Source organism: Carnobacterium sp. (genome assembly GCF_040274425.1).
Genome location: NZ_JBEMBC010000021.1, coordinates 1 through 17,538 on the forward strand (window position 1 = coordinate 1; position 17,538 = coordinate 17,538).

General features: G+C 34.3%; 14 protein-coding genes. 9 read left to right on the forward strand and 5 right to left on the reverse strand.

Going from position 1 to position 17,538, the window contains the following annotated elements; translation table 11 throughout:
- Nucleotides 1-119 precede the first annotated feature (119 nt).
- Nucleotides 120-677, reverse strand: a complete 558-nt coding sequence (locus ABS911_RS06150; protein WP_350466817.1) for a C40 family peptidase — start codon at nucleotides 675-677, stop codon at nucleotides 120-122.
- 352 nt (nucleotides 678-1,029) lie between these two features.
- Here ABS911_RS06150 and ABS911_RS06155 point away from each other — a divergent pair, with 352 nt between their 5' ends.
- The 5 genes from ABS911_RS06155 (at nucleotide 1,030) to ABS911_RS06175 (ending at nucleotide 7,824) form a co-directional block, all read left to right on the forward strand.
- The gene (locus tag ABS911_RS06155) at nucleotides 1,030-1,896 is read left to right on the forward strand and encodes a glycosyltransferase family 8 protein (protein ID WP_350466818.1); all 867 of its coding nucleotides are present in this window, start codon (nucleotides 1,030-1,032) and stop codon (nucleotides 1,894-1,896) included.
- Nucleotides 1,897-2,006: 110 nt separating this feature from the next.
- Nucleotides 2,007-2,855, forward strand: a complete 849-nt coding sequence (locus ABS911_RS06160) for a glycosyltransferase family 8 protein (protein ID WP_350466819.1) — start codon at nucleotides 2,007-2,009, stop codon at nucleotides 2,853-2,855.
- Between the two features lie 472 nt (nucleotides 2,856-3,327).
- Nucleotides 3,328-5,088, forward strand: a complete 1,761-nt coding sequence (locus ABS911_RS06165) for an ABC transporter ATP-binding protein (protein ID WP_350466820.1) — start codon at nucleotides 3,328-3,330, stop codon at nucleotides 5,086-5,088.
- Entirely contained in the window at nucleotides 5,075-6,856 is a 1,782-nt protein-coding gene (locus ABS911_RS06170) for an ABC transporter ATP-binding protein (RefSeq protein ID WP_350466821.1), read from the forward strand. Before ABS911_RS06165 ends, ABS911_RS06170 begins: the two co-directional genes overlap by 14 nt.
- 215 nt (nucleotides 6,857-7,071) lie before the next feature.
- Nucleotides 7,072-7,824, forward strand: coding sequence for an acyl-[acyl-carrier-protein] thioesterase (locus tag ABS911_RS06175; protein ID WP_350466822.1), 753 nt, complete (start codon nucleotides 7,072-7,074; stop codon nucleotides 7,822-7,824).
- Nucleotides 7,825-8,015: 191 nt separating this feature from the next.
- Here the strand turns inward: ABS911_RS06175 and ABS911_RS06180 are convergent, their stop codons facing one another.
- Complete coding sequence (locus tag ABS911_RS06180) at nucleotides 8,016-8,981, reverse strand: asparaginase (RefSeq protein ID WP_350466823.1); 966 nt, start codon at nucleotides 8,979-8,981, stop codon at nucleotides 8,016-8,018.
- A 212-nt stretch (nucleotides 8,982-9,193) separates the two neighbouring features.
- Between ABS911_RS06180 and ABS911_RS06185 the strand changes: the two genes are divergently transcribed.
- Nucleotides 9,194-10,645, forward strand: a complete 1,452-nt coding sequence (locus tag ABS911_RS06185; RefSeq protein WP_350466824.1) for a DEAD/DEAH box helicase — start codon at nucleotides 9,194-9,196, stop codon at nucleotides 10,643-10,645.
- 57 nt (nucleotides 10,646-10,702) lie between these two features.
- Here the strand turns inward: ABS911_RS06185 and ABS911_RS06190 are convergent, their stop codons facing one another.
- Nucleotides 10,703-12,334 (reverse strand): ABC-F family ATP-binding cassette domain-containing protein, encoded by a 1,632-nt coding sequence (locus tag ABS911_RS06190; RefSeq protein ID WP_350466825.1) that lies wholly within the window; start codon nucleotides 12,332-12,334, stop codon nucleotides 10,703-10,705.
- A gap of 254 nt (nucleotides 12,335-12,588) precedes the next feature.
- On the opposite strand from ABS911_RS06190, the gene ABS911_RS06195 reads away from it, so the two are divergent.
- The gene (locus ABS911_RS06195) at nucleotides 12,589-13,056 is read left to right on the forward strand and encodes a Dps family protein (protein WP_350466826.1); all 468 of its coding nucleotides are present in this window, start codon (nucleotides 12,589-12,591) and stop codon (nucleotides 13,054-13,056) included.
- 45 nt (nucleotides 13,057-13,101) lie between these two features.
- On the opposite strand, the gene ABS911_RS06200 is transcribed toward ABS911_RS06195, so the two are convergent.
- On the reverse strand, nucleotides 13,102-14,142 hold the full coding sequence (locus tag ABS911_RS06200) for a hypothetical protein (protein ID WP_350466827.1): 1,041 nt from the start codon (nucleotides 14,140-14,142) through the stop codon (nucleotides 13,102-13,104).
- A 151-nt stretch (nucleotides 14,143-14,293) separates the two neighbouring features.
- Here ABS911_RS06200 and ABS911_RS06205 point away from each other — a divergent pair, with 151 nt between their 5' ends.
- The gene (locus ABS911_RS06205) at nucleotides 14,294-15,256 is read left to right on the forward strand and encodes a phosphoglycerate dehydrogenase (protein ID WP_350466828.1); all 963 of its coding nucleotides are present in this window, start codon (nucleotides 14,294-14,296) and stop codon (nucleotides 15,254-15,256) included.
- A gap of 239 nt (nucleotides 15,257-15,495) precedes the next feature.
- Nucleotides 15,496-16,854, forward strand: coding sequence for a branched-chain amino acid transport system II carrier protein (brnQ, locus tag ABS911_RS06210; RefSeq protein WP_350466829.1), 1,359 nt, complete (start codon nucleotides 15,496-15,498; stop codon nucleotides 16,852-16,854).
- An 80-nt stretch (nucleotides 16,855-16,934) separates the two neighbouring features.
- Here brnQ and ABS911_RS06215 read toward each other — a convergent pair whose 3' ends face one another.
- The gene (locus tag ABS911_RS06215; protein ID WP_350466830.1) at nucleotides 16,935-17,414 is read right to left on the reverse strand and encodes a nucleoside 2-deoxyribosyltransferase; all 480 of its coding nucleotides are present in this window, start codon (nucleotides 17,412-17,414) and stop codon (nucleotides 16,935-16,937) included.
- Nucleotides 17,415-17,538: the final 124 nt, after the last annotated feature.

Sequence of the window (17,538 nt, forward strand, 5' to 3'; positions counted from 1 at the left end):
CGCAAAAAAATACCCCCAGTATAGTAAAGTAGAATTTTTATTATTTCTACTGTCTACTATATTGGGAGCATATCATTTTGTCTTGATCTTTTTTTATGCTCATACTGTTTTCATTAGACTTACGATAATAACAATTGCGGTTTAGTTTGTTCTTCAGAAACCGTTAAAAGGTAGTCCATCAATGAACCAGAATAAAGCTGTTCAAATATAGAAAGGTGACTTAAATCTTCAGGCGTAACAAAATGCGGCTCTTTTTCAAATGTATGAATGCCACTTTCATTAAGAACGGATGCTACGAATTGAGAACAAAAGAAAGCGTCATTCCTATCAAAATCAATATTTAAAGCTAAAGTAACTAAACCAATTAAATTATAACGATAGATTTCTTTAGTCTGATTGTAAAAAGAAAGCAATTCAACTAAGTTTTTATATTGTTGTTCAGATACTTCACATGTATAAATAGCACACTGGGCTCTTGAAAAATAATGACGCGACAAATCTTCTTCTACAAAACCACCTAAAAAAGGGTTATGCGCATATTTGCGACCGAAACTGTATGGTTTTAATAATGAAGGCTCCAAAGCAATGGAAGCATGATTATACGTTGCTTTTGTGTACAATTTAATGGCTCTTGAAAAAACAGTATTTGTATCGGTTAACATAAGATAAATTTTCACTATAAGACCTTCTTCTCTTTCACTTACTATCTTGATAAATTAGACAAGCTAATTTTTATAAATAAGGAATAATAGGTAATTTTTTTATTTTTGAGTTTATTTTTAGTATACATGAAAAAGAAATTTTTTCTATAGTACTAAAGAACTAAAAGTCAAAGAAAGCAAGTCATGAGAAGGTATAGACGATTGCTGAATACGCTTTTTTTCTAATATTTTAAAGTAAACGTTGTTATATCAAGGCATATTGTTTGTAAAAAAAAGAATAAAGAGGTAGAATTTTGTATAGATAGAAATCAAATCTTAATTAAATACTCATGATTATTTAATAAACTGATAGAAAGGATGGTTGGAAATGGGAGAAAAAAAACTAATTCCGATTGTAAGTGCTGCAGATAATAATTATGCACCTTACCTAAGTGTCACTCTAAAAACAATTTTGGATAATCTTTCTAGTGATTACGATGTAGCATTTTACATTATTGATGATCACATAACTTCTGAGAGTAAAGAAAAATTAGAAGAAAGTATTTCCAATCACACTGCTACAATTGACTATTTAGAAGTCGATTCAGAATTGTATGCCAACGTTATGGAGAGCGACCACATCACACAAACAGCTTACTATAGAATATCATTACCTGATTTATTAGAAGATAAACATTATGAAAAAGTATTGTATATCGATAGTGATGTTTTAGTATTGGATGACGTTTCAAAATTATATGAAACGGATATAGGAGATAAAGTGGTTGGTGCTGTAATCGATCCTGGACAAGCTTTGGTTCATCCTAGATTAGGAATTGAAACAGAAGATTACTATTTTAATTCTGGCTTGTTGTTAATGGATTTGACTAATTGGCGTAAGGCTAAAATCACTGAGAAAACATTGACGTTTCTTGAAGAACAAACAGATAAAATTATCTATCATGATCAAGATGCCTTGAATGGAACCCTATATGAGAAGTGGTATGCACTTCATCCAAAATGGAATGCTCAAACTTCTTTAGTATTTGAAAGGCATCAACCACCAAATGATTACTACGTTAAAGCTTATAAAGAAGCTGTTAACCAGCCGTCCATCGTACATTTCACAGGACATGATAAACCATGGAATTCTGATGAATACCATCCATATACTAAAAAGTATTTGGAAGAATTAAAAAAAACACCATTTTATGATGAAGTAACTAAAAAAGATGCTGTTAATCAAACTAAATAAGACAATTAGAAAACTAGAAGAGTAGCTCTTCTAAAAATGGATACTTATCTGGCGATATTAAGATACCTTAGTCAAGATAAGAATGAAGCAAATTTAAGGAGGAATTACCAATGGTTGAACAAAAAAGTATCTCAATTGTCTCATCGAGCAATGAAGCATTTGTGCCACACTTGGCAACACTCTTTCTTTCACTATTAACAACAAAACAAACACACACAACTTTTCACTTTTATGTGATTGATGATAATATTTCTCTTCGTTCAAAATTTTTATTGAATCGTACAGTAGGGGAATACAATGCTAGAATCAGTTATGTCACAATTGATCCTACCGAATTTTCAGGTGCAGTAGAAAGCGATCGGATTCCGCAAACGGCTTACTACCGTATTTCAATTCCGAATCTATTAAAAGAAACTAAGCGTGCTATTTATATGGATTGCGATATGATTACGTTAGAAGATATTGAAGCACTTTGGGAAGTTGATTTAGGAGACCAACTATTAGGTGCAGTTGAAGATGCTGGTTTTCATAATCGTTTAGAAAAGATGGGCATTGAAAGCGAAACAGATCTTTACTTTAATTCAGGCCTAATGGTAATGAATCTAGAAAAATGGCGTGAAGAGAAAATAACAGAACAAGTTTTGGATTTCATTGAAAACAATCCTGAAAAATTAAGATTTCATGATCAAGATGCACTAAATGCTATTTTACATGATAGATGGTTAGAACTTGATCCTCGTTGGAACGCTCAAACGTATATGATGTTGCAAGAAGTAGAACATCCAACGATTCAAGGACAATTAAAATGGGATGAAGCAAGAGAAAATCCTGCTGTTATTCATTTCTGTGGACATGCTAAACCTTGGAATGCCGATTCTGACCACCCCTTTAGAGAGCACTATTTTGACATTCGTGAAAAAACGTTCTTCCCAATGAAAAAAGAAACCAAATTGCTTTAAAATAGACAAATGAATTTAACTATATGGTTGAAAAGAGAGTGGGACAAAAAGCGTTTAGACCCGAATCACTGGAACGAATAAGCGCAGTATGGTCATCGACCATCGAGCATTGTTCGCGAAGTGGACGTCGGGTCTGATTTTTGGAGCACGTTTTAGAATAACATTCCTATAAAAGAAGAGGCTGGGATTTTTGTCCAGCCTCTTTTACGTATTTGGAGGTGCCAATGCAATTTTTTGAGCTCGTTTACGTTATTTAATAAAGGCTGTTTGACAGTGGATGAATAGTGGGAAAGCAAAAAAATAGATTACATAATCGACACCAGTGAGCAGAATAAGTGTATTCATATTCCTAATCAAATATAATAGAAGGAAATGAATAAGTTATTTACTCGAAGCTCGAATAGTAAATGAACTGTATGAAAGACATAGTTGCTTATTAGTATATGAAAAGTAAGAGTAGGAGGCATTGTTTATGAGCAGTATTAAGTGGGTTTCACAGTATATCAAATCAAATAAGGTAAAAGCTCTAGTGGGAACGTTTATGGTGATTATTGTCGCGGTATTAAATATTGTTTCACCATTGATTGGAGGAGAAATTGTCGATCGAGTCATTGTGGATGCGCAGAGCAATCTCCTTATCCCATTGTTAGCCTTAATGATTGGTGCAACAGTGTTACGGACAGTATTAAGGTATGTGTATCAGATTATGTTTGAACGGATAGGACAAGACGCTATCTACCAAATGAGGGAAGCGTTATATAAAAAACTTCAAGAACTTGATTTTGCTTTTTTCAATAACACACGCGTAGGAGATATTATGGCTCGGATGTCAGGGGACACGGATGCCATACGTCATGCGATTTCATGGTTATCGTATAATGTTTTAGACAATCTTTTGTTGTTAGTATCGGCGATCATAGTAATGGGGTTTATAGAATGGCGATTAATGTTGGCTTTATTACTTGTTACACCTTTTATAGGAATTTTAACAGTTTTGTTATCAGGAAAAGCAAACGCTGTTTATTATGAAATTCGAGAAAGTTTTTCAAGATTAAATTCAATGGTTGAAGAAAATGTTAGTGGGAATAAAGTTATCAAAGCTTTTGCAAGAGAAGATTATGAAAAAGAAAAATTTGATCAATACAACGATGATTATAAACAACGTAATATGGATTCTGCTAATGTAACAAGAACGTATTTACCACCATTAGAAACACTTGCAGGTTTTTTATCGGTCATTACGATAGGATACGGAGGATTTTTAGTAATTAATGGGTCTATGAGTTTAGGTGATTTAGTTACGTTTAATGGTTTTATATGGATGCTGAACTTGCCGATGCGTAATGTTGGTTGGTACGTGAATGATTTACAGCGATTCATTGCTTCTTCCTATAAAATTCGTGAAATGTTAGCCGCTAAACCGATGATTCCTATTGAAGAAAAGGAATCTGCTGCAACAATTCAAGGTATTGTTGAATTTCAAGATGTTTCATTTTCTTTTGCGGATGATCCTGAAACGCCTGTTTTGAGTCATATTTCGTTAAAAGCTAAGCCAGGTATGACGATTGGGATTCTAGGAGAGACAGGTTCTGGTAAATCAACATTGGTTAACCTTATCTCGCGTTTCTTTGATCCTACTGAGGGAAAAGTATTGATCGATGGAATCGATGCAAAGAAATGGAATGTTAGAGAGTTGAGGAGTCACATTGCAATTGTTATGCAAGATGTCTTTCTATTCTCTGATTCGATTCAAAAAAATATTTCATTTGGAACTCCTGGAGCAGATCTTGAGCGAGTTCAAAAAAGCGCACGAGTAGCAGATGCTGATCCATTTATTCAGGGTATGCCTGAACAATATAATACGTATTTAGGAGAACGCGGCAGTGGATTGTCTGGGGGTCAACGGCAACGGATTTCTTTAGCAAGAGGTCTGATGAAAGATCCATCTATTTTAATTTTAGATGATACAACCTCTGCTGTAGATATGGAAACAGAAGTAAAAATCCAACAAGGATTAGGCGAGTTAATGAAGGAAAAAACAACGTTTATTATTGCCAATCGAATATCCTCTGTAAAATCTGCTGATGAAATTATCATCCTATCTAAAGGAGAAATCATCGAAAGAGGAAATCATGCTTCTCTACTAGATAAAAAAGGGTATTACTATAGAATTTATCAGAAACAATTAGGGCAATCTGATGAAGAGGAGGTAGAGACAAATGGAACAGACTGAAAGTTCAATTGAACAAAAGAATAAACAATCAGCAAATACGAACCTATTAAAAAGAGTCGGTAACTATCTTGCCCCATATAAAAGTGGATTTTTAAAACTCTTTTTTGCGATTCTGGTTTCCAATATTGTTTTAGTTTTAGGACCTTACTTTACAAGTATTGTTATTGATGAAACGATTCCCACTAAAAACACTACACAATTGATGTGGATCATTATCTTGTTTTCACTGGCACAGTTATTTGGCGGCTGGTCTTCAAGATACCGCATAAGAAATATTACTTTATTGGGACAAAACGTATTAAAAGATATGAGGACTGATGTTTTTGTTCATTTGCAAAAGCTACCATTTTCTTTTTTTGATAGCCGCCCTCATGGAAAAATCGTTACTCGTGTCGTAAATTATATTAATTCGTTAAGTGATTTATTGTCTAATGGTTTAATCAATGTCTTATCTGACGTCATGAGTCTAGTCGTTACATTAGCAATAATGTTTACCATGGACGTTCGATTAACTCTTTATAGCTTTATCTTGCTACCGGTTTTGTTTGTTGTTACTTTGGTGATTCAAAAAAAACAACGGGAAGCATATGAAGAAGTCAGCAGTAAACAAGCAGAATTGAATGCTTACATTCATGAAAGTGTAGCTGGAATCAAAGTTACCCAATCATTTACGCGAGAAAACGTTAATAGAGATATTTTTTCAGAAGTAAGTGAGAATCAGCGATCAACTTGGATGCACGCTGTAAAAATTCAGTTCTTGCTTGCGCCATTTATTCAAAATATTGCCACACTAACGATTTCAATTATTTATTTTGTGGGGTTAAGTGGAATGGGAGTAGATGTATCTACCGGTATATTGATTGCCTTTATCGGATACGTCAATAACTTTTGGAACCCAATGATCAATATTGGTAATTTTTATAACAGTCTAGTAACGGGTATGGTTTACTTGGAACGTATTTTTGAATTGATGGACATTGAGCCCGAAATTCAAGATGCACCGAATGCCTTTGAATTACCACCTATCCAAGGATATGTGGTGTTTAATGATGTAACATTCGGGTATAAAAAAGACCAACCAATTTTTGAAGATCTTTCGTTCCAGGTTCGTTCTGGAGAGACTATCGCGCTAGTCGGTCCGACCGGTGCAGGTAAGTCTACTATAATTAATTTAATGACTCGTTTTTACGATGTAGATTCTGGCGAAATTTTAGTAGATGGAATCGATATTCGAAAAGTAACCTTAAATTCATTAAGAAATGAAATAGGCGTGATGCTCCAAGAGACGTTTATCTTTTCTGGTACCATTATGGAAAATATTCGTTTTGGGAAGTTAGACGCTACTGAAGAAGAAATTATACGTGCTGCAAAAATCGTCCGTGCACATGACTTTATCATAGCCTTAAAAGATGGCTATCGTACCGTTGTTAAAGAACGCGGAAGCACATTATCTGCTGGACAAAGACAGTTGATTTCATTTGCTCGTACCTTGCTGGCTGATCCTAAAGTGCTCATATTGGATGAAGCCACCTCTAGTATTGACACACAAACGGAAATATTATTACAAGAAGGGTTAGATCGCTTATTAGAAGGCAGAACAGCATTTATTATTGCACATAGACTTTCAACTATAAAAAATAGTTCGCGTATTTTTTATATTGCAGATAAGAAAATTCAAGAATCAGGTAGTCATGATGCGTTAATGGCTGAAAAAGGATTATATTACCAATTGTATTCAACCCAAGCTGAATTGTTGAAAAAGATGTAATAAGGTAAAAGTATCCAGAAGAAAATCCTCTAACATGCCAATAATGTAGAAAGGGGACTAAGATTTTCTTAGTCTCTTTTTTCTAGCTCAAAAATCCCATGTTTAAAATAATGATTGAAGCAAGAATGGGAACGAATAGCCTTATTTTTCAGGTGTTTTTAATAAAAATGTGCTATTCTTAAAGAAGAATTTTTAAAAGGAAATGAGGATTTTGAATGAGTGGGAAAATATATGAAAAAGAGCATCAAATTAAATATTACGAGTGTGATACAACTCAGAAAATGACACTTTCTATGCTGTTGAATGTCATGCTTCACGTATCGGGTGAGCAAAGCTATTTATTAGGAGTAGGGGACGAAGTTTTAGCTGAGAAAGGATTAGCTTGGATCATTCTTCAATATGAAGTGAAAGTTGAACGGATGCCGGCTTTTTATGAAACAATCAACATTACAACCCAAGCTACCTCTTACAATAAGTTGTTTTGTTACCGGACGTTTAGAGTATACGATGCAGAAGGCAATTTATGTGTGACCGTTAATAGTACATTTGCTCTAATGAATGTGGAAGAACGTAAAATGGCACGTGTGCCAGATGAGCTTGTAGCACCGTATGAATCTGAATTTACTAAGAAATTAGTGCGCAGTCCAAAACCAATAAAAGTCGACGAAGAAACGATGATCTCTAAAGAGTACCGTGTAAGATACTTAGATATTGATAGCAACCGACATGTGAACAACTCTAAATATATAGAGTGGGCTATTGACACATTAACTCTTGAATTTCTTACAACTCACGAAATAGAAAGTATGACAATCAAGTTTGAAAAGGAAGTTCATTATGGACAATTGATCCACAGTGAAATGAGTACAACAAAAACTATAGATAACGACATGATTACGGCCCATCGTATAGTGGCTGAAGGAGTTACAAATTGTGAAGCCAGTATTGTATGGAAAACAGTTGACTAACTAAAAAAGGAAAGAGGCTGGGATAAAAATCCCAGCCTCTTTTCTATATACGAATGTTTATTCTAAAACGTGCTCCAAAAAGCAGACCCGACGTCCACTTCACGAATAATGCTCGATGGTCGATGACCATACTGCGCTTATTCGTTCCAGTGATTCGGGTCTAAACGCTTTTTGTCCCACTCTCTTTTTTATTAAAAGTACTCTTCGAGTGAGCGAGGTAAGGTATCTTGGCTTAAGACTACTTGTAATTTGATACGTGCTTTAGGGCCAGATAATCCAGTTGCAAAAATAACCCCAGCTTCTTTCAGTTGCTTACCTCCACCCTTGTAGTCATAAACATCTTGCGCAATACCGTTAAATGAGCGTGACACAAGCACGACGGGAATGTGATTGGCTATCAAACGATTTAGGGCAGATAAAGTAGCAGGCGGCAGATTGCCGGCGCCTAAGGCTTCAATCACGAGACCATCAGTAGTAGGTTGATTTATAGCATCAAATAACGTTCCATCCATTCCAGCGTAAACTTTTAGTAGAAAAATAGTTTTACTTACAGTTTCAATCGAATAAACTTCTTCTTCAATTAATTTTTGGAAAAAGAGGACTTTATTTTTTGAAATCAATCCAATTGGTCCGAACGTAGGTGTTTGGAAAGTAGCAACATTACTTGTATGGGTTTTGGTCACATAGCGCGCAGTATGGATCTCATCATTCATCACGACTAAAACACCTTTTTCTTTAGCCTCTTGAGAAAGAGCAACCCAGATAGCGCTTTGGAAATTGTACAGTCCATCTGAACCGACTTCGTTGATTGAACGCATAGCTCCAGTTACAACAATTGGAATTGTTGTTTTTAGTGTCAGATCCAAAAAATACGCTGTTTCTTCCAATGTGTCTGTTCCATGAGTAATAACGATTCCATCTGCTTCATTAGCAACAATCGCTTGTTGGATTCTATTTTTTAATAAAAGCATTTTATCAGGTGTCATATGTGGAGAGGGTAAGTGAAAAAAATCCTCAACAATCATATTCGCCACATTATCAAACAAATGACCACGTTTATTTAAAGGGTTTTCTGAGTTTGGGGAAACTTTCCCAGTTGTTTGATCCTCACTCATTGAGATGGTTCCGCCAGTATGCAATACAAGAATAGTCTTCACTATGATTCCTCCTATAAAAAACTAATCATTTTCGTTAGTAGTATACCACGTTTTTTTATGTTCTTATACGAAACTCAATGGAAAAATAGTCGTCAAAAGGTTCGATTCTTGACACTTATTAAGTTGTTTTACTAAATTATCTCTTTAAAAGAAAGTAATTTTGTGCATATGCTGTTATACTAAGAGAAACTGAACAATTGAAAGAGGTTATTATGAATAAAAAGAAAACATTTGAAGAATTTGCAATTAGTGATGAGATCGTTGCTGCTTTAACAAGCTTACGTTACTTTCATCCCACTAAAGTTCAAGAAGAAGTGATTCCATTAGCATTAGAAGGAAAAGATGTTATTGTAGAATCACAAACAGGAAGCGGAAAAACAGTTAGTTATGGAGTACCGCTATGTGAAAAAGTCGATTGGGAAGAAAACAAACCTCAAGTGCTTGTTTTAGTTCCAACAAGAGAACTGGCTATTCAAGTTAAAGAAGACTTAATGAATGTTGGCCGTTTAAAGAGAGTAAAGGCTACTGCAGTCTATGGTAAAGCCTCATTTGATACTCAAAAATCTGAGTTGAAACAAAAAAGTCATATTGTTGTAGGTACACCTGGTCGTGTATTAGATCACTTACAAAAAGGAACATTCAAAATAGAAAAAATCGAATGCTTAGTCTTAGACGAGGCTGATGAGATGTTAAATATGGGATTCGCGGACCAAGTAGAAGCGATCATTAACTTTTTACCTGCAGAACGTCAAACACTACTTTTCTCAGCAACAATGCCAAAAGAAATTGAACGTATAGCAAGTTTTTACATGAAGTCAGATAAACAATCCATTGTTATTGAGACAACTGAATTATCAAAACCTAAAATCATTCAATCGAGTGTCAAGGTACAAGAAGACAAGAAAGAGCAGCAACTGCTTGACTTATTAACTGTGGAAAACGCAGATTCATGTATGATTTTTTGCAATACACAAGAAGCTGTGAATAACTTATACACATTTTTAAATAAAGCAGGATTGCCAATTGATAAAATTCATGGTGGAATGGTTCAAGAGGATCGTTTTTCCGTTATGGATGATTTCAGACAAGGAAGATTCCGTTATTTAGTGGCAACGGATGTTGCTGCCAGAGGAATCGATATTGAAAATGTAACACACGTAGTCAACTTTGACGTACCAGTAGAAAAAGAGAGCTTTGTGCATCGTACTGGTCGTACGGGTAGAGCTGGAAAAACTGGAATGGCTTTGACACTGGTGACACCTAGAGAAGAAAAATGGTGGAATGAAGTGAAAGAGTATGCTGGTCAAACGGTTATTGAAGTCTCATTGCCAACTACACGATTAGTTCAAAGTCATAAATCTGCTTTCGAGAAAAAATTACAAGAACGTCCACCATTGAAACAAGTACGTTCAAAAGAATTGAATCGCGGTATTACTAAAGTTTATTTTAACGGCGGGAAAAAGAAAAAAATGCGTGCAGTCGATTTTGTTGGGACGATTGCTAAAATCCCTGGAATCAATGCTGATGATATTGGTATTATTACCATTCAAGAGAATGTCACATATATCGATATTCTAAATGGAAAAGGTCCATTAGTTATTGAAGAAATGCAAGATCGTACGATCAAAGGGAAAAAATTAAAAGTGCATAAAGCTAGAAAATAAAAAAAACACTCATGAAAAGATTTTCTTTTCATGAGTGTTTTTAATTTATCAAGCAATTTATACGGTAGCGTATAAAGCCGCAATTTGTTCTTTAACAGACTTATTATCTAAGAAATCATCATAAGTTGTTTCAGCACGATCGACAACTCCATTTGGAGAAATTTCGATGATGCGGTTTGCAATGGTTTGGATAAATTGGTGGTCATGTGAACCAAATAATATTGAGCCTTTAAAAGCAATCAAGCCATCATTTAAAGCTGTAATAGATTCTAAGTCCAAGTGATTTGTGGGATCATCCATTACTAAAACGTTTGATTTACTCAACATCATTTTAGATAACATACAACGAACTTTTTCTCCACCGGAAAGAACAGATACTTCTTTTAGTACATCTTCACCAGAGAAAAGCATACGACCTAAGAAACTACGTAAGAATGTATTGTCATTTTCTTCAGCAGAAGCAAATTGACGCAACCAATCTACAACGGTTAACTTTGCATCAGTAAATTCGTCAGTAGTATCTTTTGGTAAGTAAGATTGAGAAGTCGTTACTCCCCACTTAAATGTACCAGAATCTGGTTCCATTTCGCCCGTCAAAATTTTGAATAAAACAGTAATAGCAATATCATTTTTACTTGAAAAGGCAACTTTGTCGTCCTTATTTAACGTAAAAGTAATATTATCTAATATTTTTTTGCCGTCAATTGTTTTAGAAATATTTTCAACACGCAAAAGGTCATTTCCAATTTCGCGTTCAGGAGTAAATCCAACGAATGGGTAACGACGAGAAGAAGGTTGAATATCATCTAAAGTAATTTTTTCTAACATTTTCTTACGAGAAGTCGCTTGTTTCGACTTAGACGCATTTGCACTAAATCGAGCAATAAAGGCTTGTAGTTCTTTAATTTGCTCTTCTTTTTTAGCATTTACATTACCTTGTAATTTAGAAGCTAATTGGCTAGATTCTAACCAGAAGTCGTAGTTTCCAACATATAATTTGATTTTACTAAAGTCAACGTCAGCCATATGAGTACAAACTTTGTTTAAGAAGTGACGGTCATGGGAAACAACAATAACAGTATTAGGAAAATCAATTAAGAATTCTTCTAACCATTCAATTGATTGTTTGTCTAAACCATTGGTAGGCTCATCCAATAGAAGAACGTCAGGTTTACCGAATAAAGCTTGTGCTAACAAGACTTTAACTTTTAAACCTTCTGTTAACTCACTCATTTTTTTATCATGCATATCTTCTGAAATTCCTAGACCTTGTAACATAACAGCTGCTTGAGGTTCAGCTTCCCAACCATCTAATTCAGCGAATTCGCCTTCTAATTCAGCAGCTAAAATACCATCTGCATCAGTGAAGTCAGCTTTCATATAGACAGCATCTTTTTCTTTCATTATTTCGTATAAACGTTTGTGTCCCATAATAACTGTTTCTAAAACAGTATAATCTTCAAAACCATAGTGATTTTGACTTAAAGTAGTCAAACGTTCATCGGGACCCATAGAAACATTACCGGTTGAAGGTTGAATCTCACCAGCTAATATTTTTAAGAAAGTTGACTTACCTGCACCATTTGCACCAATTAGACCATAACAATTGCCAGGAATGAATTTTATATTTACATCATCGAACAATTTTCTATCTGAAAATTGTAAACTTACATTAGTTACTGTAATCATTTAATTTATTTACCCCTATTCTTTTATATATCTTGACCATTTTAGCACAAATAATCATGAAATGCGATGTTAGGGATTCTTTTATTCGTAAATTGCCTACAAACTATTTTAAATGGGTAAAATAGTCTAATTATTTAATGAATAACAATCGTTTAAATTTTTTTTAAAACAGGGGGGTTATGCTAGACTATAATGATTAGTTAGATTATAATAAGTATAAGTTAATAAATAAAACAAACAGGAGGAATAGAATAGTGGAAAAACAAACTGAAGTACAAGAATTGTTAAATGAATTGGTTGCAACTTATGGGGTTTTTAACATTAAACTGTATCAACATCACTTTTATGTAAAAGGTCCTCATTTCTTTAAGTTGCATGAAACCTTTGAAGAACTGTATGACGGAGTAACTGAACAATTTGATGAATTAGCAGAACGTTTGATTGCAGTAGGCGGAAAACCTTATGCGTCTTTAGGAGAGTTTTTAGAACATTCTTTAGTTAAAGAAGCACCATATGATGGAAAAGAAACTGCTGAGGAAATGGTAGCATCAACTGTTTCAGATTATAGAATCATTGGGGATAAATTAGCAAAAGGAATTGTTCTCACGGGTGAAGCAGGAGACGATGCAACACAAGACCTATTGATTGGGTATAAATCTGGTGTAGATAAAACAGTTTGGATGTTGCAAGCTTACCTGGGTAAAGATCCATTAGACGCTTAATAAAAAAGTTAAAAGAGTCCTTAGATCATCATCTAAGGACTCTTTTTAACGATTAATTTCTGTGAACAGATATAAAATCAATGATTCGTCTAGTAAAATATGCAATTGATTACGGTAATGCCGTGTTCGGTTATAAATTCTAAATTTCTGAATCTCTTGTCTAGGGAGTTCTAATAGAACTTCATTTTGTAAAATAACTTTAAAGATAGCTGAAGCAGGAACGACTAGTAAGAAATCGGTTGAATTTGGTGAGCTTTCAAGGGTAGCTGGAAGTTTCTCTATTAAGCGAACAGACTTAGAACGATATAAACGATCTTTTTTTACTTTTTGCTGATCCATTTCAAATGAAAATAGAAGACCATCTTGCATGGAAGGTGGATTTAAAGATAAAGGCAGCAAATATTCTTGCACACTGCTAGTTAAAGAGTCGCTTAACTGAGTTATAGGCAAACTACTAATAACGTGCAACTGACCTTTTTGTTCATTAAATTGAGTTTTGTACGTTATCTCAGATTGACTTCGACCATATTGAATAAGATCATGATGATCCCATATCGCTTGAGAAGCATAATGGGAATTTAGTTGATACACACGTGTGGCAACTTGGCGTTCAAGTTGTTCATAATAATAGTAAGAAGAGAGTAAGTATTCAAAAAGACCAGCTTCTCCAGCAGATAACGCCATTCTTCCTGTAGACGATAGTGAGATAGAATAAACTGGCTGTTCCCAAATGCGTATTTTTTCAGCGTCTTTTCTTACTAAAGAATAACGATAAAACCCAGTATAATCTGAAAAATACAAGGTATGGTTAAATAAAGCACTATCGTAAATTGATTCAGAAAAAGAAAGGGTTCGTTCTAAGAATGGGGCTAATTCATCTAATGTAACGCGTAATTGCTCAGTAGGTTGTGGTTCTAAATAGATGGGTCGATCAATTAAAGTCAATTGTTGCATCCATTTGTTCCAATTGTAGATGTTCAAGTTTTTTTGATTGGTCCACAAATAAAACTTCCCACTGTACAGTTGAAAATCATGAAAGTCACCCTCAATAATTATTTTTGTCATCAGCAAATGTTCTTTATCCATCCAAGCACCCCGTTCTAAACCTCTATCTCTCATTCTATTGTACCATTTAAGATGTATAAATTAACAAAAAATGAAATTAGATAAGGGAAATTCTTTGCTATCTTTTTTTGTAATGAGATAATAAAAGAAAAAAAGAAAAGGTGATTTTAAAATGACTAAAAAAAGTATTTTACTGATGCAAGAAACAACAAAAGAACAACTTCAAACGCTAAAAGAACTAGCTCCAGAATATGAATTGATTAAAGGTTGGGAAACAGATGGAAAAGAGATCTCTTTAGAGTCTGTTGAAATCATATATGGATGGACAGGACAATATTCACAAGAGTTATTAGAAAATGAAAAAAGTCAGTTGAAGTGGGCACAAGGAAAAGCAGCGGGTGTCGATTTTCTTGATTTAGGAAAGCTAAAACAAAAAAATATCTTACTTACTAATGGAAGTGGGATACATAGTGTGCCGATTGCAGAATCGGTTTTTGGTATACTATTGGCTTACGCTAGGGGGATTCAAAAGTCAGTTAAAGATCAACAAACCAAAACATGGGAGCAAGTAGATAAATTGATGGAATTGCACGGAAAAACGATCATGATCGTAGGAACCGGTAAAATCGGCTTGGAAGTTGGACGATTGGCAAAAGCATTTAATATGAAAACAATCGGTGTAAATCGCAGTGGAAGAGATGTTGAATACATGGATCAATTAATTAAGCAGCCGGAACTAGTTGACCAAGTGAAACAAGCGGACATCGTCATAAATATCTTACCGCATACGGATCAAACGCATTACTTTTTTAATCAAGATATTTTCTCCCAAATGAAAAAAGGAACTCTTTTTGTCAATGTTGGAAGAGGACCAACGGTTAAAACAGACGATTTAATAGCAGCTCTTGATAATGGTCAGATAGCTTTCGCCGGATTAGATGTTTTTGAAACAGAACCCTTACCAGAGGAGAGCGCACTATGGGATAGAGAAAATGTTTTGATTACTCCTCATATTACTGGAATCGCTGAACATTTCAAAAAACGTCTATTTGCTATCTTTGAAGAAAATCTAAAAGCTTACTTGGCTGAAGAAAAATTGCCTGTAAACTTGATTGACTACGATCAACAATACTAAATTTAAAAAATAAATAAGGGGCACCTCGCTATAACTAGGAGGTGTTTTCTTAATGTTGAGAAATACTGATCGTTAAAATAGTCTAACAGTTTTTTTAATTGTGTCATCATCTATAAAAGCAATAAAGATCTTTTTTAGTAAGATTCAATCGTATTAAGGATTTTACTTGAAGGAGAGTGTCAAAAAAGCTATTATTTAAGTTACGTGTAACACAGATACGTTAGAAAGGACGGTTTTTTATGAAAAAAGGATTAACATTGTCTTCCTATCTTTATATAGGATCCATGTTGTTTGGTTTGTTTTTTGGAGCTGGTAATTTAATATTTCCCGTTCACATGGGGCAAGTGGCAGGTTCAAGTGTAAGTTGGGCTACATTAGGGTTTTTAGTCACAGGTATTGGGTTGCCATTCTTAGGTGTAATTGCTATCGGGCTTTCCAAAAGTAATGGGTTATTTGATTTAGCTAGTCGCATTCATCCTTATTATGGCTATTTTATGACAGTAGCTTTATATTTAACAATTGGACCATTTTTTGCGCTACCAAGGTTAAGTACGGTTTCTTATGAAATCGGGATAACACCTTACATCAGTGCAAACTATCAAACATTAGGATTAGCAATTTTTTCTATTTTATTTTATGGTGTCGCATTATTTCTTTCTTTAAAACCAACGAAAATATTGGTATATGTTGGTAAAGTATTAAATCCTATATTCTTGGTGTTTTTAGGTGTTTTAATTTTAACAGCATTTATTCGTCCAATGGGAGGGATAGCAGAAGCACCTATCACTGGTAATTATATCGATCAACCTTTTGTTAGTGGATTTCTTGAAGGATATAACACAATGGATGCATTAGCTTCTCTAGCCTTTGGGATAGTCGTGGTTCAAACGATTAAAAATCTTGGAGTAACTAAACCAAGTGAAATAGCAAAAGACACGGTCAAATCTGGGTTGATCAGCATTATTTTAATGGGAATCATTTATGCTAGTTTAGCTTATTTAGGCACAATGAGTGTTGGGCAATTTCCAGTTTCAGAAAATGGCGGAATTGCCTTAACGCAAATCTCTCAATTTTATTTCGGTTCATTAGGTAGTGTGCTGCTAGCGGTGATTGTAACAGTGGCATGTTTAAAAACAGCGATTGGTTTAATTACAGCTTGTGCGGAAACGTTTAAAGAAATGTTTCCTCGTTCGATCAGCTACAAAGCTTATGTTGTTGTATTTAGTGTTTTAACAACGCTAGTCGCTAATGTAGGTTTAACAAATATTATTGCGTATTCATTACCAGTCTTAATGTTCTTGTATCCATTAGCAATAACGCTGATTTTATTAGCTCTGTTGTCTCCTTTATTCAAGGATAGACAAGTAGTCTATGTGACAACAACAGCATTTACTTTAGTGGTAAGTGTGGCAGATCTATTCAAAGCATTACCAAAAAACGTTCAAAGTGTTAATGGAGTGCAAGAATTCTTAGCATTTTGCAATGAGTATCTTCCATTATTCAGTATCGGAATGGGATGGATTCTTCCAGCTGCAATTGGTTTTGTAATTGGGTTATTCATCAGCTGGTTTACTGAACCAACAACTCGTGTTCTTTAAATATAGAAGATAGTTAAAGAAAAGCACATAAAAGAGCAATGGAAGCCAATTGGTTTCCATTGCTCTTTTGTTACAAAAAATTACAAATAATCATTAATTGCTGTAATAAAATCTTCTGAAGTGCTATAAATAGCACCATTCATTTTTATAAGTCCAACCGTGTAAAGATTGACATAAGAGAATTGAGATTCTGCAACTTCTTGTAAAGCGGCTAACTTTTGAGGATTTGTAGCACCTTGTTGACGAGAATCAGTATACAGACCAACAATTGGAATTCCGGCTTGATAAGCAACACCAATTTCTGTAGCAACACCGACATCAATTGTGGAACCATCTAAGACAGCTACCATTAATTGGCTAGCTAGCAGTGCCTCGGTATCATATTTAGCAATAGCGATCGAATCAGCATAAGTATTTTTATCATTTATTTCACCTTGTTCTTGAGGAACATAGACATCTACTTCTGAATAAGTTTCTCTAATACTAAGGACAAGCTTTTCATTGTAACTTTTTTCCATCTCAGAGAAGAGTGGACTAGCAAAATAGATTTTTTTAGACATTTTTCATCCTCCTAATACGATTATTACAATTTTAGCATACTAAAAAAAGGTTTTGTAATAAAAAGTAATCGTAAAGAAATATAACAAGTCGTTTTATTGGTTATAATCATTGAAGAGCTTAAAA

Coding starts and splice junctions, on each gene's coding strand:
- ABS911_RS06155 (WP_350466818.1), top strand. CDS start 1,030: ATGGGAGAAAAAAAACTAATTCCGATTGTAAGTGCTGCAGATAATAAT.
- ABS911_RS06165 (WP_350466820.1), top strand. CDS start 3,328: ATGAGCAGTATTAAGTGGGTTTCACAGTATATCAAATCAAATAAGGTA.
- ABS911_RS06185 (WP_350466824.1), top strand. CDS start 9,194: ATGAATAAAAAGAAAACATTTGAAGAATTTGCAATTAGTGATGAGATC.
- ABS911_RS06205 (WP_350466828.1), top strand. CDS start 14,294: ATGACTAAAAAAAGTATTTTACTGATGCAAGAAACAACAAAAGAACAA.
- ABS911_RS06160 (WP_350466819.1), top strand. CDS start 2,007: ATGGTTGAACAAAAAAGTATCTCAATTGTCTCATCGAGCAATGAAGCA.
- ABS911_RS06200 (WP_350466827.1), bottom strand. CDS start 14,142: ATGGATAAAGAACATTTGCTGATGACAAAAATAATTATTGAGGGTGAC.
- ABS911_RS06215 (WP_350466830.1), bottom strand. CDS start 17,414: ATGTCTAAAAAAATCTATTTTGCTAGTCCACTCTTCTCTGAGATGGAA.
- ABS911_RS06170 (WP_350466821.1), top strand. CDS start 5,075: ATGGAACAGACTGAAAGTTCAATTGAACAAAAGAATAAACAATCAGCA.
- ABS911_RS06190 (WP_350466825.1), bottom strand. CDS start 12,334: ATGATTACAGTAACTAATGTAAGTTTACAATTTTCAGATAGAAAATTG.
- brnQ (WP_350466829.1), top strand. CDS start 15,496: ATGAAAAAAGGATTAACATTGTCTTCCTATCTTTATATAGGATCCATG.
- ABS911_RS06175 (WP_350466822.1), top strand. CDS start 7,072: ATGAGTGGGAAAATATATGAAAAAGAGCATCAAATTAAATATTACGAG.